The organism is Mucilaginibacter achroorhodeus (assembly GCF_007846095.1).
GTDB classification, from domain to species: domain Bacteria; phylum Bacteroidota; class Bacteroidia; order Sphingobacteriales; family Sphingobacteriaceae; genus Mucilaginibacter; species Mucilaginibacter achroorhodeus.
On sequence record NZ_VOEI01000001.1, the window covers coordinates 985,849 to 1,006,897 of the forward strand.

16 protein-coding genes are annotated in these 21,049 nt (G+C 43.7%); 7 read left to right on the forward strand and 9 right to left on the reverse strand.

Annotated features, from left to right (window positions below; translation table 11 throughout):
* Positions 1-20: 20 nt before the first annotated feature.
* The gene (gene thrA, locus FPZ42_RS04610) at positions 21-2,471 is read right to left on the reverse strand and encodes a bifunctional aspartate kinase/homoserine dehydrogenase I (RefSeq protein ID WP_146269298.1); all 2,451 of its coding nucleotides are present in this window, start codon (positions 2,469-2,471) and stop codon (positions 21-23) included.
* Positions 2,472-2,831: 360 nt separating this feature from the next.
* Between thrA and rsgA the strand changes: the two genes are divergently transcribed.
* Together rsgA and dtd are read left to right on the forward strand one after the other, a co-directional pair.
* Positions 2,832-3,749 carry a ribosome small subunit-dependent GTPase A gene (rsgA, locus tag FPZ42_RS04615; protein WP_146269299.1) on the forward strand — a complete coding sequence of 306 codons (918 nt, stop codon included), beginning with the start codon at positions 2,832-2,834 and terminating at the stop codon, positions 3,747-3,749.
* A gap of 106 nt (positions 3,750-3,855) precedes the next feature.
* A complete protein-coding gene (gene dtd / locus FPZ42_RS04620) occupies positions 3,856-4,308 on the forward strand; it encodes a D-aminoacyl-tRNA deacylase (protein ID WP_146269300.1) in 453 nt (150 codons plus the stop codon).
* 74 nt (positions 4,309-4,382) lie between these two features.
* Here dtd and glmS read toward each other — a convergent pair whose 3' ends face one another.
* The 3 genes from glmS to FPZ42_RS04635 form a co-directional block, all read right to left on the reverse strand.
* The gene (gene glmS, locus FPZ42_RS04625; protein WP_146269301.1) at positions 4,383-6,218 is read right to left on the reverse strand and encodes a glutamine--fructose-6-phosphate transaminase (isomerizing); all 1,836 of its coding nucleotides are present in this window, start codon (positions 6,216-6,218) and stop codon (positions 4,383-4,385) included.
* 140 nt (positions 6,219-6,358) lie between these two features.
* Positions 6,359-7,753 carry a DUF4270 domain-containing protein gene (locus FPZ42_RS04630; RefSeq protein ID WP_146269302.1) on the reverse strand — a complete coding sequence of 465 codons (1,395 nt, stop codon included), beginning with the start codon at positions 7,751-7,753 and terminating at the stop codon, positions 6,359-6,361.
* A gap of 15 nt (positions 7,754-7,768) precedes the next feature.
* The gene (locus FPZ42_RS04635) at positions 7,769-8,593 is read right to left on the reverse strand and encodes a glycogen/starch synthase (protein WP_146269303.1); all 825 of its coding nucleotides are present in this window, start codon (positions 8,591-8,593) and stop codon (positions 7,769-7,771) included.
* A gap of 160 nt (positions 8,594-8,753) precedes the next feature.
* Between FPZ42_RS04635 and panC the strand changes: the two genes are divergently transcribed.
* The 5 genes from panC to FPZ42_RS04660 all read left to right on the forward strand — a co-directional run bounded on the left by panC (position 8,754) and on the right by FPZ42_RS04660 (position 15,011).
* A complete protein-coding gene (gene panC, locus FPZ42_RS04640) occupies positions 8,754-9,584 on the forward strand; it encodes a pantoate--beta-alanine ligase (protein ID WP_146269304.1) in 831 nt (276 codons plus the stop codon).
* Between the two features lie 186 nt (positions 9,585-9,770).
* Positions 9,771-10,121, forward strand: a complete 351-nt coding sequence (gene panD / locus FPZ42_RS04645) for an aspartate 1-decarboxylase (protein ID WP_146269305.1) — start codon at positions 9,771-9,773, stop codon at positions 10,119-10,121.
* Between the two features lie 24 nt (positions 10,122-10,145).
* On the forward strand, positions 10,146-11,126 hold the full coding sequence (locus FPZ42_RS04650; RefSeq protein WP_146269306.1) for an energy transducer TonB: 981 nt from the start codon (positions 10,146-10,148) through the stop codon (positions 11,124-11,126).
* Between the two features lie 283 nt (positions 11,127-11,409).
* Positions 11,410-14,226, forward strand: a complete 2,817-nt coding sequence (carB, locus tag FPZ42_RS04655; RefSeq protein WP_146269307.1) for a carbamoyl-phosphate synthase large subunit — start codon at positions 11,410-11,412, stop codon at positions 14,224-14,226.
* 89 nt (positions 14,227-14,315) lie between these two features.
* On the forward strand, positions 14,316-15,011 hold the full coding sequence (locus FPZ42_RS04660; RefSeq protein ID WP_146269308.1) for a hypothetical protein: 696 nt from the start codon (positions 14,316-14,318) through the stop codon (positions 15,009-15,011).
* Positions 15,012-15,308: 297 nt separating this feature from the next.
* Here FPZ42_RS04660 and FPZ42_RS04665 read toward each other — a convergent pair whose 3' ends face one another.
* The 5 genes from FPZ42_RS04665 to FPZ42_RS04685 form a co-directional block, all read right to left on the reverse strand.
* The gene (locus tag FPZ42_RS04665) at positions 15,309-16,943 is read right to left on the reverse strand and encodes an ATP-dependent DNA ligase (RefSeq protein WP_146269309.1); all 1,635 of its coding nucleotides are present in this window, start codon (positions 16,941-16,943) and stop codon (positions 15,309-15,311) included.
* Positions 16,940-18,022 carry a ligase-associated DNA damage response exonuclease gene (locus tag FPZ42_RS04670; RefSeq protein WP_146269310.1) on the reverse strand — a complete coding sequence of 361 codons (1,083 nt, stop codon included), beginning with the start codon at positions 18,020-18,022 and terminating at the stop codon, positions 16,940-16,942. The genes FPZ42_RS04665 and FPZ42_RS04670 overlap by 4 nt, the downstream gene beginning before the upstream one ends.
* 121 nt (positions 18,023-18,143) lie before the next feature.
* Complete coding sequence (locus FPZ42_RS04675; RefSeq protein WP_146269311.1) at positions 18,144-18,518, reverse strand: hypothetical protein; 375 nt, start codon at positions 18,516-18,518, stop codon at positions 18,144-18,146.
* Positions 18,519-18,716: 198 nt separating this feature from the next.
* Positions 18,717-20,294, reverse strand: a complete 1,578-nt coding sequence (locus FPZ42_RS04680; protein ID WP_146269312.1) for a M1 family metallopeptidase — start codon at positions 20,292-20,294, stop codon at positions 18,717-18,719.
* Positions 20,294-21,049, reverse strand: a complete 756-nt coding sequence (locus FPZ42_RS04685; protein ID WP_146269313.1) for an ABC transporter ATP-binding protein — start codon at positions 21,047-21,049, stop codon at positions 20,294-20,296. Before FPZ42_RS04685 ends, FPZ42_RS04680 begins: the two co-directional genes overlap by 1 nt.

A 21,049-nucleotide genomic window follows, 5' to 3' on the forward strand; every position in this document is an offset into this window, starting at 1 on the left:
CTTCAGGGGGCTGGGGGGCTTTAATTCGCTCCCACATTTATCAAGTCAGCAAATACGCCGGCGGCGGTTACTTCGGCACCTGCACCGGGGCCTTTTACTACCAGCGGGCGCTCGCGATACCTGTCGGTAGTGAAAGAGATGATGTTGTCGCTGCCGCTGAGCATGTAGAAGGGGTGGTTCTCATCAACCATTTGCAGGGTGATGGATGCTTTGCCATTTTCCAGTTTACCAATGTAGCGCAGTACCTTTCTCTCGCTTTCAGCACGCTTTTTCAGATCAGTAAAGTAAGCATCTTCAGCTTTTAAAGCTGCGTAGAAATCATCAACAGTTTTAGCTTCAAGGCAGGCTTTTGGCAGCACGCTTTCTATAGATACATCCGCTTCTTCCATTTCGTGACCAGCATCGCGGGCCAATATGAGGATTTTACGCGTAAAATCTTTACCGCTCAGGTCATCGCGCGGATCCGGCTCAGTATACCCTTTTTCCTGTGCTTCTTTAACCACATCGTGGAAATTGACGTCGCCTTTAAAGTGATTAAAGATGAAGGATATAGTTCCAGACAAAATGGCCTCGATTCTTTGGATCCTGTCGCCGCTGCTCATCAGGTCTTTTAGGGTACGGATGATAGGCAGGCCTGCACCCACGTTGGTTTCATAGAAGAAATCAACCCCATGCCTGCGGGCAGTATCTCTGAAATTTTGGTACTGGGCCAGCGAAGCCGAGTTACCTATCTTGTTACAGGTTACTACAGATACGTTTGCTTTAAAAGCTTCCTCGTAAAAATCAACCGGTTTAGGGCTGGCAGTGTTATCTATAAACACACAGTTTGGCAAATTCAGCTCCTTCATTTTAGTGATAAAGCCTGGCAGATCAGCCTCGTGGGTTGATTCCTGTAATTCATCCTGCCAGTTATCTAAGGACAGGCCATCGCTGTTGAAAACCATTTTACGCGTGTTGCTGATGCCTACCACTTTTACCTGTATACCATTATTTTTTTGCAGGTAATCTTTATGCGCATTCAGTTGAGCAAATAACGTTTTACCGATGTTGCCGGTGCCAAGGCAAAAGGCGTGCAAGGTTTTAGTCAATTCAATAAAGAAAGCATCATGTACTGCATTAAGGGCTTTCGAAAGATCAGTTGCAGATATGATAACCGAGATGTTATATTCCGATGAGCCCTGTGCAATGGCACGTACATTTACACCATTACGGCCCAGTGCATGGAACAGTTTACCGCTCATTCCCGGAGTTTGTTTCATGTTTTCGCCTACTATGGCAAGGATTGCCTGGTTGCTTTCAATCACAAGCGGCTCAAGCTTATTGGCTAAAAGTTCCAGCTCAAATTCCTGTTCAATCACTTGTTTAGCTTTTCCAACATCTTGTGGTTGCACGGCAAAAGTGATACTATGCTCTGATGACGACTGTGTGATCAGGATGATGTTGATCTGTTCCCTGGCTAATAAGGAGAACAACCTGCCGCTAAAGCCCGATTTGCCTACCATGCCGCTGCCCTGCAAATTGAGGATGCTGATGTTGTTGATCGAAGAGATACCTTTGATGGGCAGCGTTGAAGATTTACAATCGTGACGGATAACCGTACCGGCAAAAGCCGGTTCAAAAGTATTTTTGATCACTATCGGGATCTTCTTCAAAAAGGCCGGGATCATGGTTGGCGGATAGATCACTTTGGCACCGAAGTATGAAAGCTCCATAGCTTCGGTGTAAGAGAGTTCTTCTAACGGGAAAGCCTTTTGCACCATGCGCGGGTCGGCGGTCATCATGCCGTTAACATCGGTCCATATTTGTATCTCTTCAGCATTTAGTGCTGCACCAAATATTGCTGCGGTGTAATCACTACCACCACGACCAAGCGTAGTGATCTGCCCTGCATCGTTCCCGGCGATGAAACCGGTGACGATCAATAGTTGGTTTTTATGTTGCTGATAAAAAGTATTGATCAGCATATTAGTAAGCTCGCTGTTCACTTTGGCGTTGCCAAAAGCACTATCCGTCTTGATCAGTTCAGATGCATCTACAAAAAGCACATCCTCGAAATGCTGCGCAGCAATCTTGCTTACCATTAGCGCGGAGCAGCGCTCGCCGAAGCTAACGATCTGGTCGCGGGTTTTAAGGGTAAGTTCGCGCAGGGTAAGTACGCCTTGCAGCAATTCCTCAAGTTGATTAAAATGAATTTTAAGTCGGGTAAATGCAGGGTTTTGGTTCTGCACTTCAAGCAGTGCCTTAACTACATCAAAGTGGCGTTTCTCCAGCTCGGCAAGCTCGGCGGTAAATTCTTTGCCATTTGCGGCACCTTCGGCCATGGCTATCAAAAGGTTGGTAACACCACCCATTGCCGATAGAACTACTACCGGCCTGCTTTGTGGCTTGTCCTCGGCCTTTAAAATATCAAGCAGGGTTTTTATACTTCCTACTGACCCTACTGATGTACCTCCGAATTTTAATACTTTCATTTTTATATAAAATATCTATTTAATATCTCTCAAGCCCGGTAGCCTCTCCCAAACCCCTCTCTTTTGGATAGGGACTTTAAAACTCTTTAGAACCCTCTCTTTTGGAGAGGCCGGGGGGAGGCCATAAAAAAAGCCTTCCCCGTTTAGGAGGAAGGCTTTCTGTTTGGTTTCATTTATGTTTTTTACACCATACGATTATCTTCCTCCGAGGTTTATACCGGTGGTAATAATTGTTGTAATTGTGGTGTTGTTAATTGTCATATATAATGTCGGTAAAGTAAGTAGATAATAATCGGAATGTCAAGGGCAATTTGTATTTATTTTTCTCAAAGCCCTTTATGTGTGTAAATTGCGCATCATATGCAGGGTTTAGTTACAAAATCAACCGGAAGCTGGTACCAGGTAAAGGCGGGGAATGAGGTGTTTGATTGCCGTATAAAAGGTAAGTTCCGGATAAAGGGCATCACAACCACCAACCCTATTGCAGTTGGGGATGTAGTTGATTTTGAAATGGAGCCGGAACAGGGTACAGGTGTTATCACTAACCTGCATCAGCGCAAAAATTACATTATCCGTAAATCGGTAAACCTTTCCAAACAGGCTCAGATCATTGCCGCCAATCTCGATCAGGCTTTTTTGATCGTTACTTTGGCATCACCCCGTACGTCGTTAGGTTTTATTGATCGCTTTCTGGTGACTGCCGAGGCCTACGATATACCTGCGAGATTGATATTCAACAAGCTCGATCTGTTCAGTGATGAGGGCCTTTCAATACTCGCAGATTATAAAGATATTTACGAGCGTATCGGCTACCCCTGCTACGAGGTATCGGCCAAAGAGGGCACCAATATTCAGCAAGTTCAAGCTCAGCTTAAAGACAAGGTCACTTTGCTAACGGGACATTCCGGTGTGGGAAAATCTAGTTTGATCAATCGTCTACTGCCCGACCTTGAGCTGAAAACGCACATGATATCTGAATGGAGCGATAAGGGAATGCACACTACCACGTTTGCCGAGATGTTTGACCTGCCGCAGGGCGGTTATATAATCGATACACCTGGTATTCGCGAGTTAGGTGTTATCGATATAGAGAAACAGGAACTTGGCCATTTTTTCCCGGAGATGCGCGAACGTATGAACGAGTGCCGCTTTAACAACTGCCGCCATATTAATGAGCCGGGTTGCGCTGTTTTAGAAGCATTGGATGAAGATGAAATAGCCATCACCCGTTATGAAAGCTACCTGAGTATTTATAATGGGAACGATACACGGTCTTAATGAGAAGCAAGACAACACGAGACAAGAAACAAGGCAACTTATCACGTCAAAAACAACTTATTAATCCGAGTCCCGATTCTTATATCTTGACTCCTGAATCTATACAATGAGAGCAGTTATACAACGAGTTTCCGAGGCGGCTTGCCAAGTTGAAGGGAACATCACAGGACAGATAGGTATTGGCTTTATGGTATTGTTAGGTATTGAAGATGCTGATACCGATGAAGACTTGCAATGGCTTGCCCAAAAAATAACCGGATTACGTGTTTTTAGCGATGAGCAGGGCTTAATGAATAGATCATTAGCAGATATAGATGGCGGTATTTTATTGATCTCCCAATTTACCCTGTTTGCCGCAACCAAAAAAGGTAACCGCCCTTCTTTCATCAGGGCAGCCAAACCTGATAAAGCTATCCCTCTTTATGAAAAAATGATCAGCACGCTTGAGCAGGTCACCGGTAAAAAAGTAGCCACCGGTATTTTTGGTGCCGATATGAAAGTGAGCCTGGTTAACGATGGTCCTGTCACGATTACGATCGATACCAAGGTAAAAGAATAAACGAATTCGCTTATGAACAAAAACGCCCTGCAATTACAGGGCATTTTCTATTTAAGTTTAAAGTTGGGTTAGTTTTATTCAACCGTAACCGATTTTGCCAGGTTGCGCGGCTGATCTACGTTGCAACCACGCATTACCGCAATATGGTATGATAACAACTGCAACGGAATGGTAGCAAGCAGCGGCACAAAGGTTTCGCTGGTCAAAGGTATCTCAATGGTGTAATCGGCCATTGCTTTAACATCTGTATCCCCTTCCGATACTATGGCAATAACATGCCCGCCACGCGCCTTTACTTCCTGTATGTTGCTCACCACTTTCTCGTACTGTGAATTTTTGGTAGCAATAAACACAACCGGCATATCGGCATCGATAAGTGCAATTGGGCCGTGCTTCATCTCGGCAGCAGGGTAGCCTTCGGCGTGGATGTACGATATCTCCTTAAGCTTCAATGCACCTTCTAATGCCACAGGAAACGAGTTGCCGCGTCCAAGGAATAAACAGTTGGCAGAATCTTTAAAACGCTCAGCTATCTTAATTACTTCATCATTGCATTCCAGTGCTTTTTCAACCAGTTGAGGGATCTCGTCAAGTTCGGTTAGGTATTCAACAAATTTGCTTTGCGTAATGGTACCACGTTGTTGCGCGATGTAAAATGCTATCAAAGTTAAAACCGTAACCTGGGCAGTAAATGCCTTGGTTGATGCCACACCTATCTCCGGCCCCGCATGTGTATAAACACCTGCATGCGTAATACGTGGTATGGAAGCGCCCACCACGTTACAAATACCAAATATGGTTGCACCTTTTTCTTTAGCCAGTTCAATAGCTGCCATGGTATCTGCGGTTTCGCCTGATTGTGAAACGGCTATTACCAGGTCTTTAGGGGTGATGATAGGATTACGGTATCTGAACTCTGAAGCGTACTCAACCTCAACAGGTACACGGGCATACTCCTCTATCAGGTACTCGCCAACTAAGCCGGCGTGCCATGATGTACCGCAAGCTACGATGATGATACGATCAACATTTTTTATCTTTTCAATGTACTCTTTGATACCGCCCAATTGCACAATGCCTTGTTCCGGATAGATACGGCCACGCAGACAGTCGCGTATTGAACGGGGCTGTTCATATATCTCCTTTAGCATAAAGTGATCGTAGCCGCCTTTTTCCAGCATCTCCAGCTTAAGCTCCAACTCCTGTATGTAAGGAGTTTGAACAGTATTATCAATGTTTTTGATCAGCAGGTCATCCCGACGAACGTAAGCGATCTCGTTATCGTTAAGATAAATTACGTTCTTGGTATATTCTACGATTGGAGTAGCATCTGAAGCAATGAAATACTCGCCATTACCAACCCCGATAACCATAGGGCTGCCTTTACGTGCTGCTATCAATTCATCCGGCTCTTCCTCGCTCATGATAACAATCGCATAAGCACCTACAACACGGTTAAGGGCTAACCTTACCGCTTCGCGAAGACCCAAGCCCGTAACGTCTTTTATCTCCTCAATAAGGTGTATCAGCACCTCTGTATCTGTATCGCTTTTAAACTCGTGCCCTTTTGAAGTTAAGGCTTCCTTTAAAACGGCATAGTTTTCAATAATACCGTTGTGGATAATGGTAAGCTTACCATCACCAGAAGTGTGTGGGTGAGAGTTTCTGTCACTTGGCACGCCGTGTGTAGCCCAACGGGTATGGCCCATGCCAGCACTACCGCTTACATCTTTGCCTTCAACAAAGGCTTCAAGATCGCTTACCTTTCCGGCCTTTTTAAAAAGTTTCAGGTCACCGTCTGACAGTGCTATACCGGCACTATCATACCCCCTGTACTCAAGGCGGTGCAACCCTTTTATAACTATTGGATAGGCATCTCTAAAGCCTATATAACCTACTATACCACACATAAATAGATATTCTTTTTTTGTTTAGCTGATAAAAATCAGCAACAAAATTAACTGAATAATTCTATTATCAATAATAAAGTTCACATACAAAAAAAGATGCCTTATTAGGGGCATCTTTTTAAGAAAATTTAAAAAGTTTTCTATGGATTTATCTTTGTATAGTATATGTTGATCCGGGCTCTATTAGCTCCATTTTTACCAACTATAACTGTACGCTGGGCATAGGTAGAAGTGACACCGATGTTAACGGTTTGCTGCGTTGATGTAGTGGCTGGCGATGGTGTAACCGGTGCAAGGTAAGTACCGTAATCAACAGATTTACCGCTAATAAGATCTTGTAAATAGGCCGTTATAAGGAAATGGTAAGCATTTTCATTTGCATCGTATCTGCCTCCGAAAACCTGCGCATTTCGCGGGTCTGATGGTGATGCATCCTGCAACAGCGCACGTTGCCTCGAAAGATCAAGCCTGTAAAGCGTAAGCTGCTGGTTAGGTGCAAATGGCGTTCCCGTGCCCGGCGCAACATTCACCACAAGTTCTGCGCGGTTTATAATAGCGTTTTTGCCTACAGCACCAAGTATGTTCTTAACATCAGGGAAAGTAATTTTAGACCGAAGCCCCACAAGGCCCTGCAAATAAACCAAGCCATCTTTAGAGGTTTGATTTAGAGCCGCCGTGACGTTGCTGCTGTAAGCGTGTTTAATAAGATTTACATTATTACTCAAAGGCAGCGCAAGTGATGCTGTATCTGTGGTGCCGCCTGTGGTTAATTTATAATACACCTGCACCTTAGCGCTTGTATCAACCCTAAAGAACATATTGCCGCCTATACCCGTAGTTCCGCTTTTATCAAGGGTTATATACAGTCCTTTAACATAGTTTTGATACGCTGCATTGCTACGTAATATGCTGGCAGGGGCGTTAAACAGATTCGTATAAACGAAGGATGAACTTATAGGGACACGGACCTGTGGCACTACCTTGGCCAGGGTATCGGCCTTGCCTTTTACAATGTTATACACCTGCAGGGTATCATGAGCGCGGGCCTTAAATGTTTTAGTACCTATAATATCGCTGGCATACGTTAACTGACTGGTATTGTAATAATTTTGCGTTGTTACAATATTTTGGCTTAATTGATGAACGTTTACTTTAAACGTTGAAAGTAATGAATCACCATAAAAGCCATCAGATGCATAAGGCAATATTAGTACGGCCGAATCAATAGATATCTCTCCGGTAGGAATTGTGTAAGCAACGGTACCCGGCAAATTAAGCATGGCACCAATATCTGCTTTTGTATTACCAAATAATGGGTCATTAAAATAAGATAACGGTGCCCTGGCCGATACGCCGTTGGTAACCACAGTATCTTCCGGAACGGTAGTAAGAACAATGCTGGTATCAACAAGCAAAGTGCCATTTATCTGGTTAGCGGGGTCAACATCTAAGCCGATGCCTTCCTGTCTTTTACAACTGCTAAAAATAAAAAGACTTATTAACAGGGTTAATAAGCCTAATTTGTAAAATTTCATATGATCTTTTAAAGCTTATGCAACATCCACCAATTGCTCATCGGTGATTTCTTCGTAAAAATTGTAATAATTTTCGAAATCAGAAGTGGAAACGTAATCTAATACCGATTTATTGCTGTTTTTAACAATATTTAACACATCAGCATCTACATCAGCACTGCCCAAAACTATCGCATCACTATACTGGATAGCACCGGCATAAAGAGCGGTGTTAGTGCCCTCTTTATATACTTCGGTGTGTTCCTCTGTCATGTTACCCATTACTGCTTTGCGCGCAAAATCAGCATCAAGGTTACCGGTAAAATCGTTACCGTAAATAGAGTAAACAACCTTTGAGTTTTTAAATGTAGGGTCGTCTTTGTAGGTAGTTTTTAAATAAGCCGGTACTAAAGAGCTCATCCAGCCATGGCAGTGTACCACATCAGGTGCCCAACCTAATTTCTTAACGGTTTCTAAAGCGCCTTTGCAGAAGAAGATCATACGCTCATCGTTATCAGCGTAAAATTTTCCGTCTTTATCGTTAAATACGTGTTTACGTTGAAAATACTCCTCGTTATCAAGGAAGTAAACCTGCATGCGTGCAGCTGGTATCGAAGCTACCTTGATGATAAGCGGGTTATCATTATCATTGATAATGATATTCATGCCCGATAAGCGGATAACCTCATGCAAACGGTTCCTTCTCTCATTAATGTTACCAAAGCGCGGCATCAGTATACGGATCTCGAACCCCTTATCCTGCATTGCTTGCGGCAACTGGCGGGTTATTTCTGCAATTTTAGAAATTTCGAGAAAAGGAGACATTTCATGAGTTATGAACAGTAGTTTTGATTTACCCATCACTAATCGATATTAATGTAAATGTAAGAGTCAAAAAAATTTGAGTTTGCAAATATAAGCATTATTATAAACACTGGCAACCACTTGTGCAACTATGTTTTGGTAGTTTTTAAAGAATTATACACCTTTGCCAAATTTTTGCCACAAATTTTCAGCTGATTTGAAAACATTTAAGACAAGGCAGTCCATCCGCGAATACCTGTCGGCGCAAGCTGGCATAACAATTGGCTTTGTGCCTACTATGGGCGCATTGCATAACGGCCATCTATCCTTAATAGCACGCTCCAAAGCAGAAAATGTTATAACGGTTTGCAGCATATTTGTAAACCCTACCCAGTTTAACGACCCTAAAGACCTGGAGAAATATCCTCGCCCGATTGAGGCTGATACGGCTAAACTGGAAGCTGCCGGCTGCGACGTGCTTTTTGCTCCTGAAGTGAACGAAATGTATGACGATAATGAGCAATGGCATTTGGATATTGGCCCGCTTGAGCACCTGCTTGAGGGCGAATTTAGGCCCGGCCATTACCAGGGTGTAACGCAAGTTGTTTACAAGCTATTGGATATAGTTAAACCTACCAGCCTGTATATGGGCCAAAAGGATTATCAGCAATTCTTAGTGGTGAGCCGCATGGTCGAGCTGCTCAGCCTCCCGGTTAACATGGTGATGTGCCCTATAGAACGCGAAGCCGACGGCCTGGCCATGAGTTCGCGCAACGTTCACTTATCTGATGTTGAGCGTAAGCGTGCGTTGGTGTTATCAAAAACCCTTAATTACATAAAAGATCATTTTGATATTAACCGCGAAGCGGAGTTAGAAGAACAGGCAATGGAGTTGCTGGCTGCAGAGGAAGGTATTGAGCCCGAATATTTCCGTATTGTGGATGGTAAAACTTTATACCCGGCAACTCCCGCATCAACATCTGTTGTTGCCCTTACTGCCGCACGCGTTGGCAAAACAAGATTGATAGACAATATGTTGATTTATTAGCCTGTAAATTATGGTTTATAGATAATGGTTGATGGTTCATAGCAGCTACTCTTATAATGTATCAGCCAGTAACATCATTTCTTTAACCATGAACTATGATCTATCAACTATGAATCAAACAAATCTTTACTTACCATGGACTATTGCCTATGGACTATCGACTAAAATTATTCCTACCTTTACGCCATGATTATTGAGGTATTAAAATCAAAGCTTCACCGGGTTAAGGTTACACAGGCCGAACTGAACTATGTTGGCAGTATAACCATTGATGAAGACCTTATTGAAGCTGCTAATATCATCCCTAACGAGAAAGTGCAGATTGTTAATAACAACAATGGTGCACGCTTTGAAACCTACGTTATTAAAGGTGAACGCGGCAGCGGTACCATTTGCCTTAACGGCGCAACCGCACGCTTGGCACAGGTGGGCGATATTGTTATCATCATGTCATACGCCTATATGGAAATGGAAGAGGCTAAGCAATACGAGCCTATTTTGATTTTCCCTGATGGAAATAACAAGCTGATTAGGTAAATTTGAGGGACTTAAACCCTTCAAATGAAATCTCTTCTTACAGTAGCCCTTATAATTTTCCCTATATTTTGTTTTGCGCAAGCTCAGAATGTATTCTTCCTAAAGAATGACGGTACTTTGGTCGTATCAAAAGACAGCGCAGATTATATCCGAGTTATTAGTGAACCAGATAAAGGTTCTGAGCTTTTTAACGTAGTTGAATATTACAAAAGCGGTAAAAGAAAAGCAGTAGGCAAGTCTGTTGTCATGAATAGCGCCAGCTTTGACGGTGTTAAATTAACTTTTTTTGAAAACGGTCGACGAAAGTCAACTGAGACGTTTGATAAAGGTGTACTCACCGGAGAGTCTGACGACTATTTCCCTAATGGAAAGCTGTATCTGCATAAGAAACATATAATTACTGAAACGCCGCAACCTGAAACTAAATGGCCCCTTAGAAAATCTGAATTTACTATTACGGACGGGTACGATTCCACAGGGGTTAAGCAGATCACCGATGGTAACGGAATATTAAAAATTTATAACATTTCTTTCACTGCCGTGGCAGAAGAAGGATCTGTCAAAAATGGAAAGCGTGAAGGAGAATGGTCTGGCAAGGACGAAGTAAATAACGCAACCTTTAAAGAGACATACAGCAACGGCGAATTGGTGGCCGGTTCTGCCAATTTTAACGGTATTACTTCTACGTACACAAAAAACAGGTTTACCAATCCGGAGTTTCGCGATGGCTATATGGGCTTTGGTAGATTTCTGGGTCGCACCGTTCGCTACCCTGCTGATGCACGGGAACAAAACAAAACCGGTATAGTTATATCAGGCTTCACAATAACTAAAGCCGGCGACGTGGCTGATATTGAAGTAATTTTCTCCGCAGGTAAAAGCCTTGATGATGAAGCTGTACGTTCTATAAAAATGAGCCCGAAGTGGAAACCTGCAACAAAGTATGGGCAGCAGGTAAGTGCTAAATACAATGTGCCGCTAACATTTGATTTGCAAATAAATTAGATACCTCATCACATAAGTTAAATTGGATATAAATATCGTTTTAAGTGCACCAATTTTACTTCTTCGAATTAGCTATGAATACCCAATAACATACCCTCAAGTTTGCTAAACCCCATCCTTTATTTGCCCCGCATTAAATTTGAAAATTTAACACGGTAAATCCTTGCAACTTACTATCTTTGCACCCCGATGCTGAGTCGGGAAAATACTTCACAATCTCAGCGCATAGAACTTGTTGTTAAATGGCTAAACGCCCGTTTTTAACTTTTTGATTTAAAGCCCTATGCCCAAGGACACCTCCATCAAATCCGTATTAATTATTGGTTCTGGCCCTATTATTATCGGTCAGGCGTGTGAGTTTGATTATGCAGGTTCGCAAGCTGCCCTTTCGCTGAAAGACGAAGGCATCTCCGTATCCATAATCAACAGCAACCCGGCAACCATCATGACAGATAAGGTTATAGCCGACCATGTTTACCTTTTACCGCTTACCTGCGAGAGTATTGAGCAAATACTTCAGGAACAAAAAATTGATGCTGTATTACCTACAATGGGTGGCCAAACTGCGCTTAACCTTTGTATTGAAGCATCAGAACGCGGTATTTGGGAAAAATATGGCGTAAAAGTGGTTGGTGTTGACGTAGCAGCCATTGAGAAAACTGAAAACCGAGAGGCATTTCGCCAGCTGATGGTTGACATCGGTGTAGGTGTTGCCAAATCAAAAATTGCCAACTCTTTCCTTGAAGGTAAAGAAGGTGCGCAGGAAATCGGTTTCCCGCTGGTTATACGCCCAAGCTACACGCTTGGTGGTAAAGGCGCAGGTTTTGTACATAAAAAAGAAGATTTTGACGCCGCGCTTAGCCGTGGTTTACAGGCTTCACCTACCCACGAGGTATTGGTGGAGCAGGCAGTATTGGGCTGGAAAGAGTATGAGCTGGAGCTGTTACGTGACAACCGGGACAACGTAATTATCATCTGTTCTATCGAGAACTTTGACCCAATGGGCATCCACACCGGCGACTCCATAACCGTGGCACCAGCCATGACCCTGAGCGACCGTTGTTACCAGCAGATGCGTAACCAGGCCATCAAAATGATGCGTGCCATTGGTAACTTTGCAGGTGGCTGTAACGTACAGTTCTCTGTTAACCCTGCAAACGAGGAGATCATCGCAATCGAGATCAATCCTCGTGTATCGCGCTCATCAGCCCTGGCATCAAAAGCAACCGGTTACCCTATCGCTAAAATTGCTGCCAAGCTTGCAATAGGGTACAACCTTGACGAAATTGAGAACCAGATCACCAAAACTACTTCGGCTTACTTTGAGCCAACGCTTGATTATGTTATCGTGAAGATCCCTCGCTGGAACTTTGATAAATTTAAAGGCGCTAACCGCGAGCTTGGTCTGCAGATGAAATCTGTTGGTGAGGTAATGGGTATAGGCCGTAGCTTTATAGAGGCCTTACAAAAGGCTTGTCAGAGCTTGGAGATCGGTCGTGCAGGTTTAGGTGCAGACGGTCGCCAGAGCCGCAACCTCGAGGAAATCATGCACAGCCTTGAGCATCCAAGCTGGGACAGGTTGTTCCACATTTACGATGCCATGAGCCTTGGTGTACCAATGGAGTCTATCCGTAAGGTAACCAAAATAGACCGCTGGTTCCTGAACCAGATACAGGATGTGGTAAACCTGGAGAATGAGTTACGCAGGTATTCGCTTAACAACATTCCTGATGATTTCTTCTACACCCTTAAACAAAAAGGTTTCTCTGATACGCAGATCGCTTACATTCTTGGTAATGTTACTGAAGAGGATGTTTACCAACGCCGCAAGGAATTAGGCTTAAGAAGGGTTTATAAAATGGTAGATACCTGTGCTGCAGAGTTTGCCGCACAAACACCATATTACTACTCAACTTACGAAGGTGAAAATGAGTCGAAAGTATCAGACCGCAAAAAGATCATCGTATTGGGCTCAGGCCCTAACCGTATAGGCCAGGGTATCGAATTCGATTACAGCTGTGTACACGGTTTACTTGCTGCAAAAGAGGCCGGTTACGAAGCTATCATGGTTAACTGTAACCCTGAGACCGTATCTACCGACTTTAATATGGCAGATAAGCTATACTTTGAGCCGGTTTTTTGGGAGCATGTCCGTGAGATCATCGACCTTGAAAAGCCTGAGGGTGTAATTGTGCAACTGGGTGGCCAAACCGCTCTTAAAATGGCTGAGAAGTTACACGCACACGGCATCAAAATAATCGGTACCTCATTTGATAATATGGATATTGCCGAAGACCGTGGCCGTTTCTCTGACCTGTTGAAAGACCTGGGTATCCCTTATCCAAAATATGGCGTTGCCGAAAGCGCTGAAGAAGCCCTTGAAGTTGCACACGAGGTAGGTTACCCAGTATTGGTTCGCCCGAGCTACGTACTTGGCGGCCAGGGTATGAGCATTGTGATAAACGATGAGGACCTGGAGAAAGCTGTGGTTAATTTGTTGAAAAATCTCCCCGGTAACCGTGTATTGATAGACCATTTCCTTGACCGCGCGGCTGAGGCAGAATCAGATTCTATCCACGATGGTGAGGATGTACACATCATTGGTATGATGGAACACATTGAGCCTGCCGGTATCCACTCAGGAGACTCGTATGCAGTATTGCCTCCGTTCGACCTGAGCGATAACGTGATCAGCCAGATGGAAGAATACACTGAAAAAGTAGCTCGCGCGCTTAACGTTCGTGGTTTGCTTAACATTCAGTTTGCCATTAAAGATGATAAGGTTTACGTAATTGAGGCTAACCCGCGTGCATCACGTACGGTGCCGTTCATCGCTAAAGCTTACGATGTGCCATACATTAACATTGCTGCTAAAGTAATGCTGGGTGTTAACAAAATAAAGGACTTCACTATTCAGCGTAAGCTTAAAGGTTACGCAATAAAAGAACCAGTGTTCTCGTTTGATAAATTCCCTGAAGTAAATAAGGAGCTTGGTCCTGAGATGAAATCGACAGGCGAGGCTATCAGGTTTATTCCTAACCTGATGGATCCTTACTTCAGGCATCTATATAAAGAAAAATCAATGTATTTAAGTAAGTAATTCAGCACTGGCATCAGTTTTGAATTATCCGGTAAGCCGCCGTATATTTGCGGCGGCTTACCCCATTTGTTTAATTTAGTGCTACAGGATTGAAAGTAAGTTTTAAGAATGGCGCGCCGATAGTCAATTTAAACACTATCGACCCGGAAAATATAGGCGATATATTGGCGAAAATTGAGTGTTCGTTCAATATCAGGTTCGAAAATGATGATCTTAACCACGTTAAAACCTTTGGCGCTTTATGCGATCTGGTTGTTAATAAGGTTAAAGAGGTACAGGCAGGCAGCTGCACCACGCAGCAGGCTTTTTATAAATTACGCAATGCCATTAATGCCAAAAAGGAAGTAGATCGTTGCGATCTTAAGCCTACAACTAAGCTTTGTGAGCTTTTCCCACGTGACAACCGCATTGAGGTTGTTGCTGATGTTGAGCATGAAATGGGTTTACACATGAACCTGTTGCGCCCTAAACAAGGTATAGTTTGGGCCTTTGCGTTATCGCTATTGCTGTTTATTACCGTAAGCTTTGTATACAGTACCATTGGTTATATAGGGATGGTTGCTTCTATAACAGGATTGGTACTTGCAGGAAAATTCGGTAAAGAGCTTAAGGTAAAAACCCTTGGCGATCTGGCAGAGAAAATTGCCCGTGAGCATTACCTGAAATGCCGCCGTGATGCCCAGACCATTAACCGTAACGAGATCGTAGACAAGGTACGTGGGGTATTTGCAGAATACCTGCAACTTGAGCCTACCAGCCTAACTAAGCAAGTAAGATTTGCATAAGCAGATGTACTTATAAATAAAAAGCGGCGGAGTAATACTTCGTCGCTTTTTTGTTTGGAACATATTTTCTCATTCCCGCCTCTGGAAGGGGCGCTGCTGACGTAAGCGTAATGACGAAGAGAAGTTTATCAAAGCGCCGAAATCCTTTTAAGGGAGGGAATAGCACCGGAGCTTCGTTTTAGTTGATGAGGAGATATTTTCCAATTCCCTCCTTGGGGAGGGGTGCGGAAGGTAGAAGCGCAATTGCAGGGAGGGGTTAGTCAAAGCGATTCCCTTCCTACGATAAGCACCCGCTCCTTAATTTTCGCCCTCATACCCCACATCCAGCAAAGCCCTCAAGCTCTCAATAGTGTCTGCTTCTTCCTTTGGCTTATCATGCCTCCATCGTAATATTCGGGGAAAACGCAAGGCGATCCCCGATTTATGGCGTGATGATTTATTGATCCCTTCAAAACCTATCTCAAACACCAATTCAGGCTTCACAGTACGCACCGGGCCGAATTTTTCCAGTGTGTTGCGCTTTACAAAGTAATCTACCTTATTGATCTCGGCATCTGTTAATCCAGAGTAAGCTTTTGCAAACGGCACCAGTTTGTCGCCATCCCATACCGCAAATGTGTAATCGGTATACAGGTCGGCGCGGCGACCATGACCCTTTTGGGCGTACACCATTACAGCATCAACAGATAGCGGGTCTATCTTCCATTTCCACCAATCGCCACGGCGGCGGCCAACCTGGTAAGTAGCGCTTTTGCGTTTCAGCATAATGCCCTCGGCTATCATAGCCCGCGATTGCTCGCGTTGGGTTTCCAAATCCTGCCAGCTACTAAAATTTATTAATGATGATATCCTGAAGGTTTCAGGATCATTGGTTTGGCTTTGCAGTTTTTCTAATATCTCCCGCCGCTCAGTTTGTGTTTTAGAGCGGATATCTTCTCCGTTGTACTCAAGGCAATCATAAACAATGGTTGCCACAGGGCTTTCGGCAAGTATTTTCTTACTGATATTTTTACGCCCTATCCGTGTTTGCAGCACGTTAAAGGGCATTGGTTTTCCGTTACTAAAACTCAATATTTCTCCATCCAGCACAGTTCCATCCGGCAGGCCATATAAAAACGGATGCAGTTCCGGAAATTTCTCTGTAGCGAGATCTTCCCCGCGGCTCCAGATAAAGATCTCGCCATCGCGTTTGATCATCTGGGCGCGGATGCCGTCCCACTTCCATTCGGCCTGCCAATCTGATGCTTCGCCGAGTGCAGCGCTCAGATCTTCGGCTGATTTTTGCCTTTCGGAAGTCTCCTGTATAGGGTAAGCCAAAAAGAAGGGGTACGGTCGGGATATATCATCAGAGGCTGTTTGCTCCTCCACCAATTGGTCATAAGTATAATCCTCAGGCATCCATTTACCCATAATGCGGTGGGTAAGTGCAGGTGCCTCAATCCTGGTAACATCTGCAAGGGCCTTTACTACCAGATTTTGCGATACGCCTACCCGGAAGCTGCCTGTGAGCAGCTTATTAAATACAAAGCGTTCCTGGCTGTCCAGCATCGCCCATGATGCCAGGAGCCATTCTTTCTTTTGCTCCTCGGTTTTGTCAGCCAGGTCGTTTATTTCGCCTATCCATTCGGTAAGCGATTTGCTGCTGCTGCTCTCCGTAGCCGGCATCAGTAATGACATGGTCTCGGCCAGATCGCCCACTACATGGTAGCTTTCCTCAAAAAGCCAGGCCGGTATATTTGATGCTTCAATGGCCCAATGACGTATCAAAGTAGCATTGATCTGTCGCTTTGGTTTGCGGCCGGTAAACAAAGCCAGCATGTGCATCTTATCCGTATCGGGTACGCTGTTAAAATAGTCTTTGAGTACCTTAACTTTTTCGTTGGTCTTATTGGTCTCATCTAAAGCCAGAAATAAGTTTGCAAATACCTTCATTCAGCAGCCTCCTTTAATTGCGGTGAACGCTCATCTTTCGGCAGTTCGCTTATTTCTTCTTTCTCATCTTTTTCAGTAACAGTAGCATCTTCTTCTTCTCCGCCATATAGCGTATGCACTTCGCGGGCATTAAAACCTATCTCATTTAAATATCTTGTAAACGTAGCTGTATAACCATGGGTAAGATATACGCATTCGCAATCAGTAGCATCAATTGCGCTTACCAAGCCATCCCAATCGGCGTGGTCAGACATGATAAAACCTCTGTCTGCCGCCCTGCGACGTTTGGCCCCGCGAATAGCCATCCAGCCGCTGCAATACCCAAAACTGTATGGGCCAAACTTGCGCATCCACGGCGTTCCTACGGACGATGGCGGCGCTATAATGATACCTTTCCTGACTTCTTCTTTTGATGATTCTGAGGTTATGCGCTCAGTAGGGTTAAGTATCACGCCATTCCGGCGTAAAGCTTCATTTGTATTCTCTATAACCCCATGTGTGTAAACCTTGCCCAAACTCAGATCGAGGTTTTGCAGGATGCGCTGGGCCTTGCCTAACGAATAGCCAACTATAACCGTGGCCAGCCCATGTTCCAGGTTACTTTGCCACCAGCTGTTCACATCTCTGAAAATGTCTGCCTGGGGTTTCCAGGTATATACCGGCATCCCAAAAGTACACTCTGATATAAAGTGATGGCATTTAACCGGTTCAAAAGGTGTAGAAATACCGTCGTCCTGTGTTTTGTAATCTCCGGACACCACCCACACCACGCCTTTATATTCAACCCTTATCTGCGCAGAACCTATCACATGCCCCGCCGGGAACATAGATATAGTTACACCGTTTTTAACAATGGTTTCACCGTATTCAACCGTTTGCAGGTTTATCTCCCCTAAACGATATAACAAAACCTCGCGGGATAAATGATGAGCCAGGTAGCGTTTATGGCCCCAGTAAGCGTGATCGGCATGTGCGTGGGTAATCACTGCATCGTCCACAGGTTTCCAGGGGTCAATGTAAAATTTGCCTTTTTCGCAGTAAATGCCGCGGTCTGTAAACTCAAGCAATGGTTTGGCCATAGTTTACAAATAACCTGCAGATGGTGAATAAGTTTTAAATGAGGATGTTGGTGCATTAAAAACATAAGGGCTCAGGTAAGTATTACCCAAGCCCTTAATCGGTTTATAATTGGTTGGTATCTTATAAGAAGCACAGGCTGCAGGCAAACACTACGTTCACCAATAGCACTACGCTAAAAAAGTTCTTGTTGTGGCGGCTAACAGTAGCGAGCTTAGTATTCAGCGACTTCAACATCCTATTGTTTAACAACACAAAATGGCTTAATAGCAGGAAGAAAATTGCACCTGCAGTTATTAAAACAACAGTGCCCATATTTAAAGTAAGCAAATGGCTTTTAAGCATCAGCTTGGTTAATAGCATCACATTGGTAAGCACCACTACCAGCAAAAAGCTCACGTTAAATAACGACTTAAACTGAGGTAAGCTACCCTGGCCGAAAATTTTGAAACTCCATCTGTAAAATGCTACATAAATGGATTGATAGGCTTTTGTCATGATAGTAAATTTAGAAGTAATACAATCTGTTTATAACTCTCTCAAATATTTAGAAGTCGTGTCCCGGTGACTATCAATATTCAATTATACGAAAAAACAAATAAAAAAGATATAAAGTTTTGAATTTTTGAAATTATCAAAATTAAATATCAATTATTTAATATTATCCAAACTTAAGCAATAAATAATTAGAAACTTTTACTTCGATTGATCTACAAAAGAAGCCAGCAAATTTGTATTAGGGTCTAATTTTAATTCGGCAGTTGCGCTACCGGCAGGAAATTTCAGATCTGTGATTACATCTTTTACTTCACGCTTGTAAAGTTTGCCATCAACGGAAACTTCTAATGTGAAATTGAAAGGCTTGTTGGTTTCCTGATCAATATGTAAAACCATCTCTTTAGTTTTATCATCATAGCTGCGGGTCATCTTCAGGATAGGATGACCGGCTGTGCGAAGCCATTGATTAAAAAAGTTTTTAAGATCTTGCCCGCTGGCTTTTTCCATCACAATCCTAAAATTGTCGGTATTGGCATTACCGCCGTTATATTGTTTGTAATATGCAGCTATGCCTTTCCAAAAGGCTTCATCCCCAACTTTACGCCTAAGCATGTGCAACACCCATCCACCCTTTTGATAGGCGTTGGGACTAAGCAGCTTCATCAAGCTGCCTTTAAATGCCGAATCAACAACCGGAGCATTATAGCTTTTCTCAAAGTTAAAGACCTGTTTGCGGTCTGCCATCAGGCGCTTATTTAAACTATCTACACCGTATTTGCTTTCTAAATACAGGTTGGTCATGTAAGTAGCAAATCCTTCGCTAAGCCATACATGCTGCCAGTTTTTCTCACTGATAGCATCGCCAAACCATTGATGTGCTATCTCATGCGCCATCAAAGCCTCAATACCTTTATCTTTAACCGACTCTTCAAAGTAAAAGATTGCGCCTGCGTTCTCCATCCCACCAAAAATGGTTTTGGATTGTACATTAGCCAGCTTCTTATACGGGAAAGTACCGATCCGTTTTGCAAACCATGGCAGTATCTCTGCTGCTACAGCGTATGATCTGAAACCAACTTCCTGATCTTCCGGAAACACATAAGTGCTAACCGGCACGTTATCCGGTGAGGCAACTTTATCAACGGCAAATTCGGCTACACCAATTACCATAACCTTTGCAGGTAGTCTTGCTGTCTCTTTCCAACGGGTTAATTTATTTCCCCCGGGCAATTGCTGCTCAGCTATTTTTAGGCCGTTGGCAACAACGGTGTACTTAGCCGGTGCAGTAACATCAAATTCAAGCGAAGCTTTATCAGCAGGCGCATCAACACACGGCAGCCAATTATGGGCACGATTAGGCCAATTGTCCCCAAAGAATGTACGTTTGCCGTAATGATTGGTAGAAATGATTAAACCATCTGACGGTATACCTTCATAAGAAATATGGTACGTATGTGTCGTCCCAGCTACTGCCACGGTATTTATTACCAAATGGGCACTGTCCTGTGTAAATTTGAGCGACTTGCCTGCTTCCTTAACTTTAGATACCAACATGCCTTTACCGGTAGCATTCTTTTTGGTCAGGTCGAAGCTGATCTCCCGGGTTGATCTGAGAATCTTCGTAGTTATGTTCGCATCCCCTTTTATCAGGTTAGTCGCATCGGTAAGGGTGATACCAAACCGGTAATTTTGCACATCAATAGCCGGGCCGGGTTGCTGTGCATAAACCTGGGCGGCAAACACAAACGAAACTAAAAGTGATAACCGTATGCGCATTAGTGGTTCTCTTCTTTATCTAAAAACTCGATAGTTTGCTTGGCAGCCCCAATAGTTTGCCCAACACCAAAATACTCTTCCAGTTCAGACAGGGTTGAAGAACTGGTTGCAATATCTTTTATAACCACGCCTTTTTCCATAAGTAGTATCCTGTCACAAACATCGGTTACGTGGTTAAGGTCATGGCTGGATACAATGGTGGTGACCCCTTTGTTCTTATTCTGGTCTTTAAGAATATTCTTTAACCTGAACTGTGTGCTGGGGTCAATGTTGGCAAAAGGCTCATCAAGCATCAATAGATCAGGCTTTTGCAACAGGCAGCTTGCTACACCAACTTTACATTGGTTCCCTTTAGACAGGTCGCGGATGTACTTGCCTTTATTGATGATCTCGCCGTTGAAAAATTCGGTTAAGGCAGCCGTTTGCTCATCTACCTGCGCCTTATTCTGCTGGTGCAATCCACCAACAAAATACAGGTATTCTTCGGGGGTGAGGTAATCTATCAGGAAACCTTCGTCCAGGTAGGCGGCCGTATAGTTCTTCCAGTTTTCGCCGCCAGCCACTACCTCGCCATTAGATAATACCTCGCCCGATTCGGCACGTATCAGATCTAATATCATACGGAACAGCGTGGTTTTACCGGCGCCGTTGTTGCCCACAAGGCCAATACTTTCGCCTTTATTAATTTGCAGCGCAGGTACATTTACAACGGTAACGCCGTTATATATTTTCTTTAAGTTTTTTATCTCTATCAT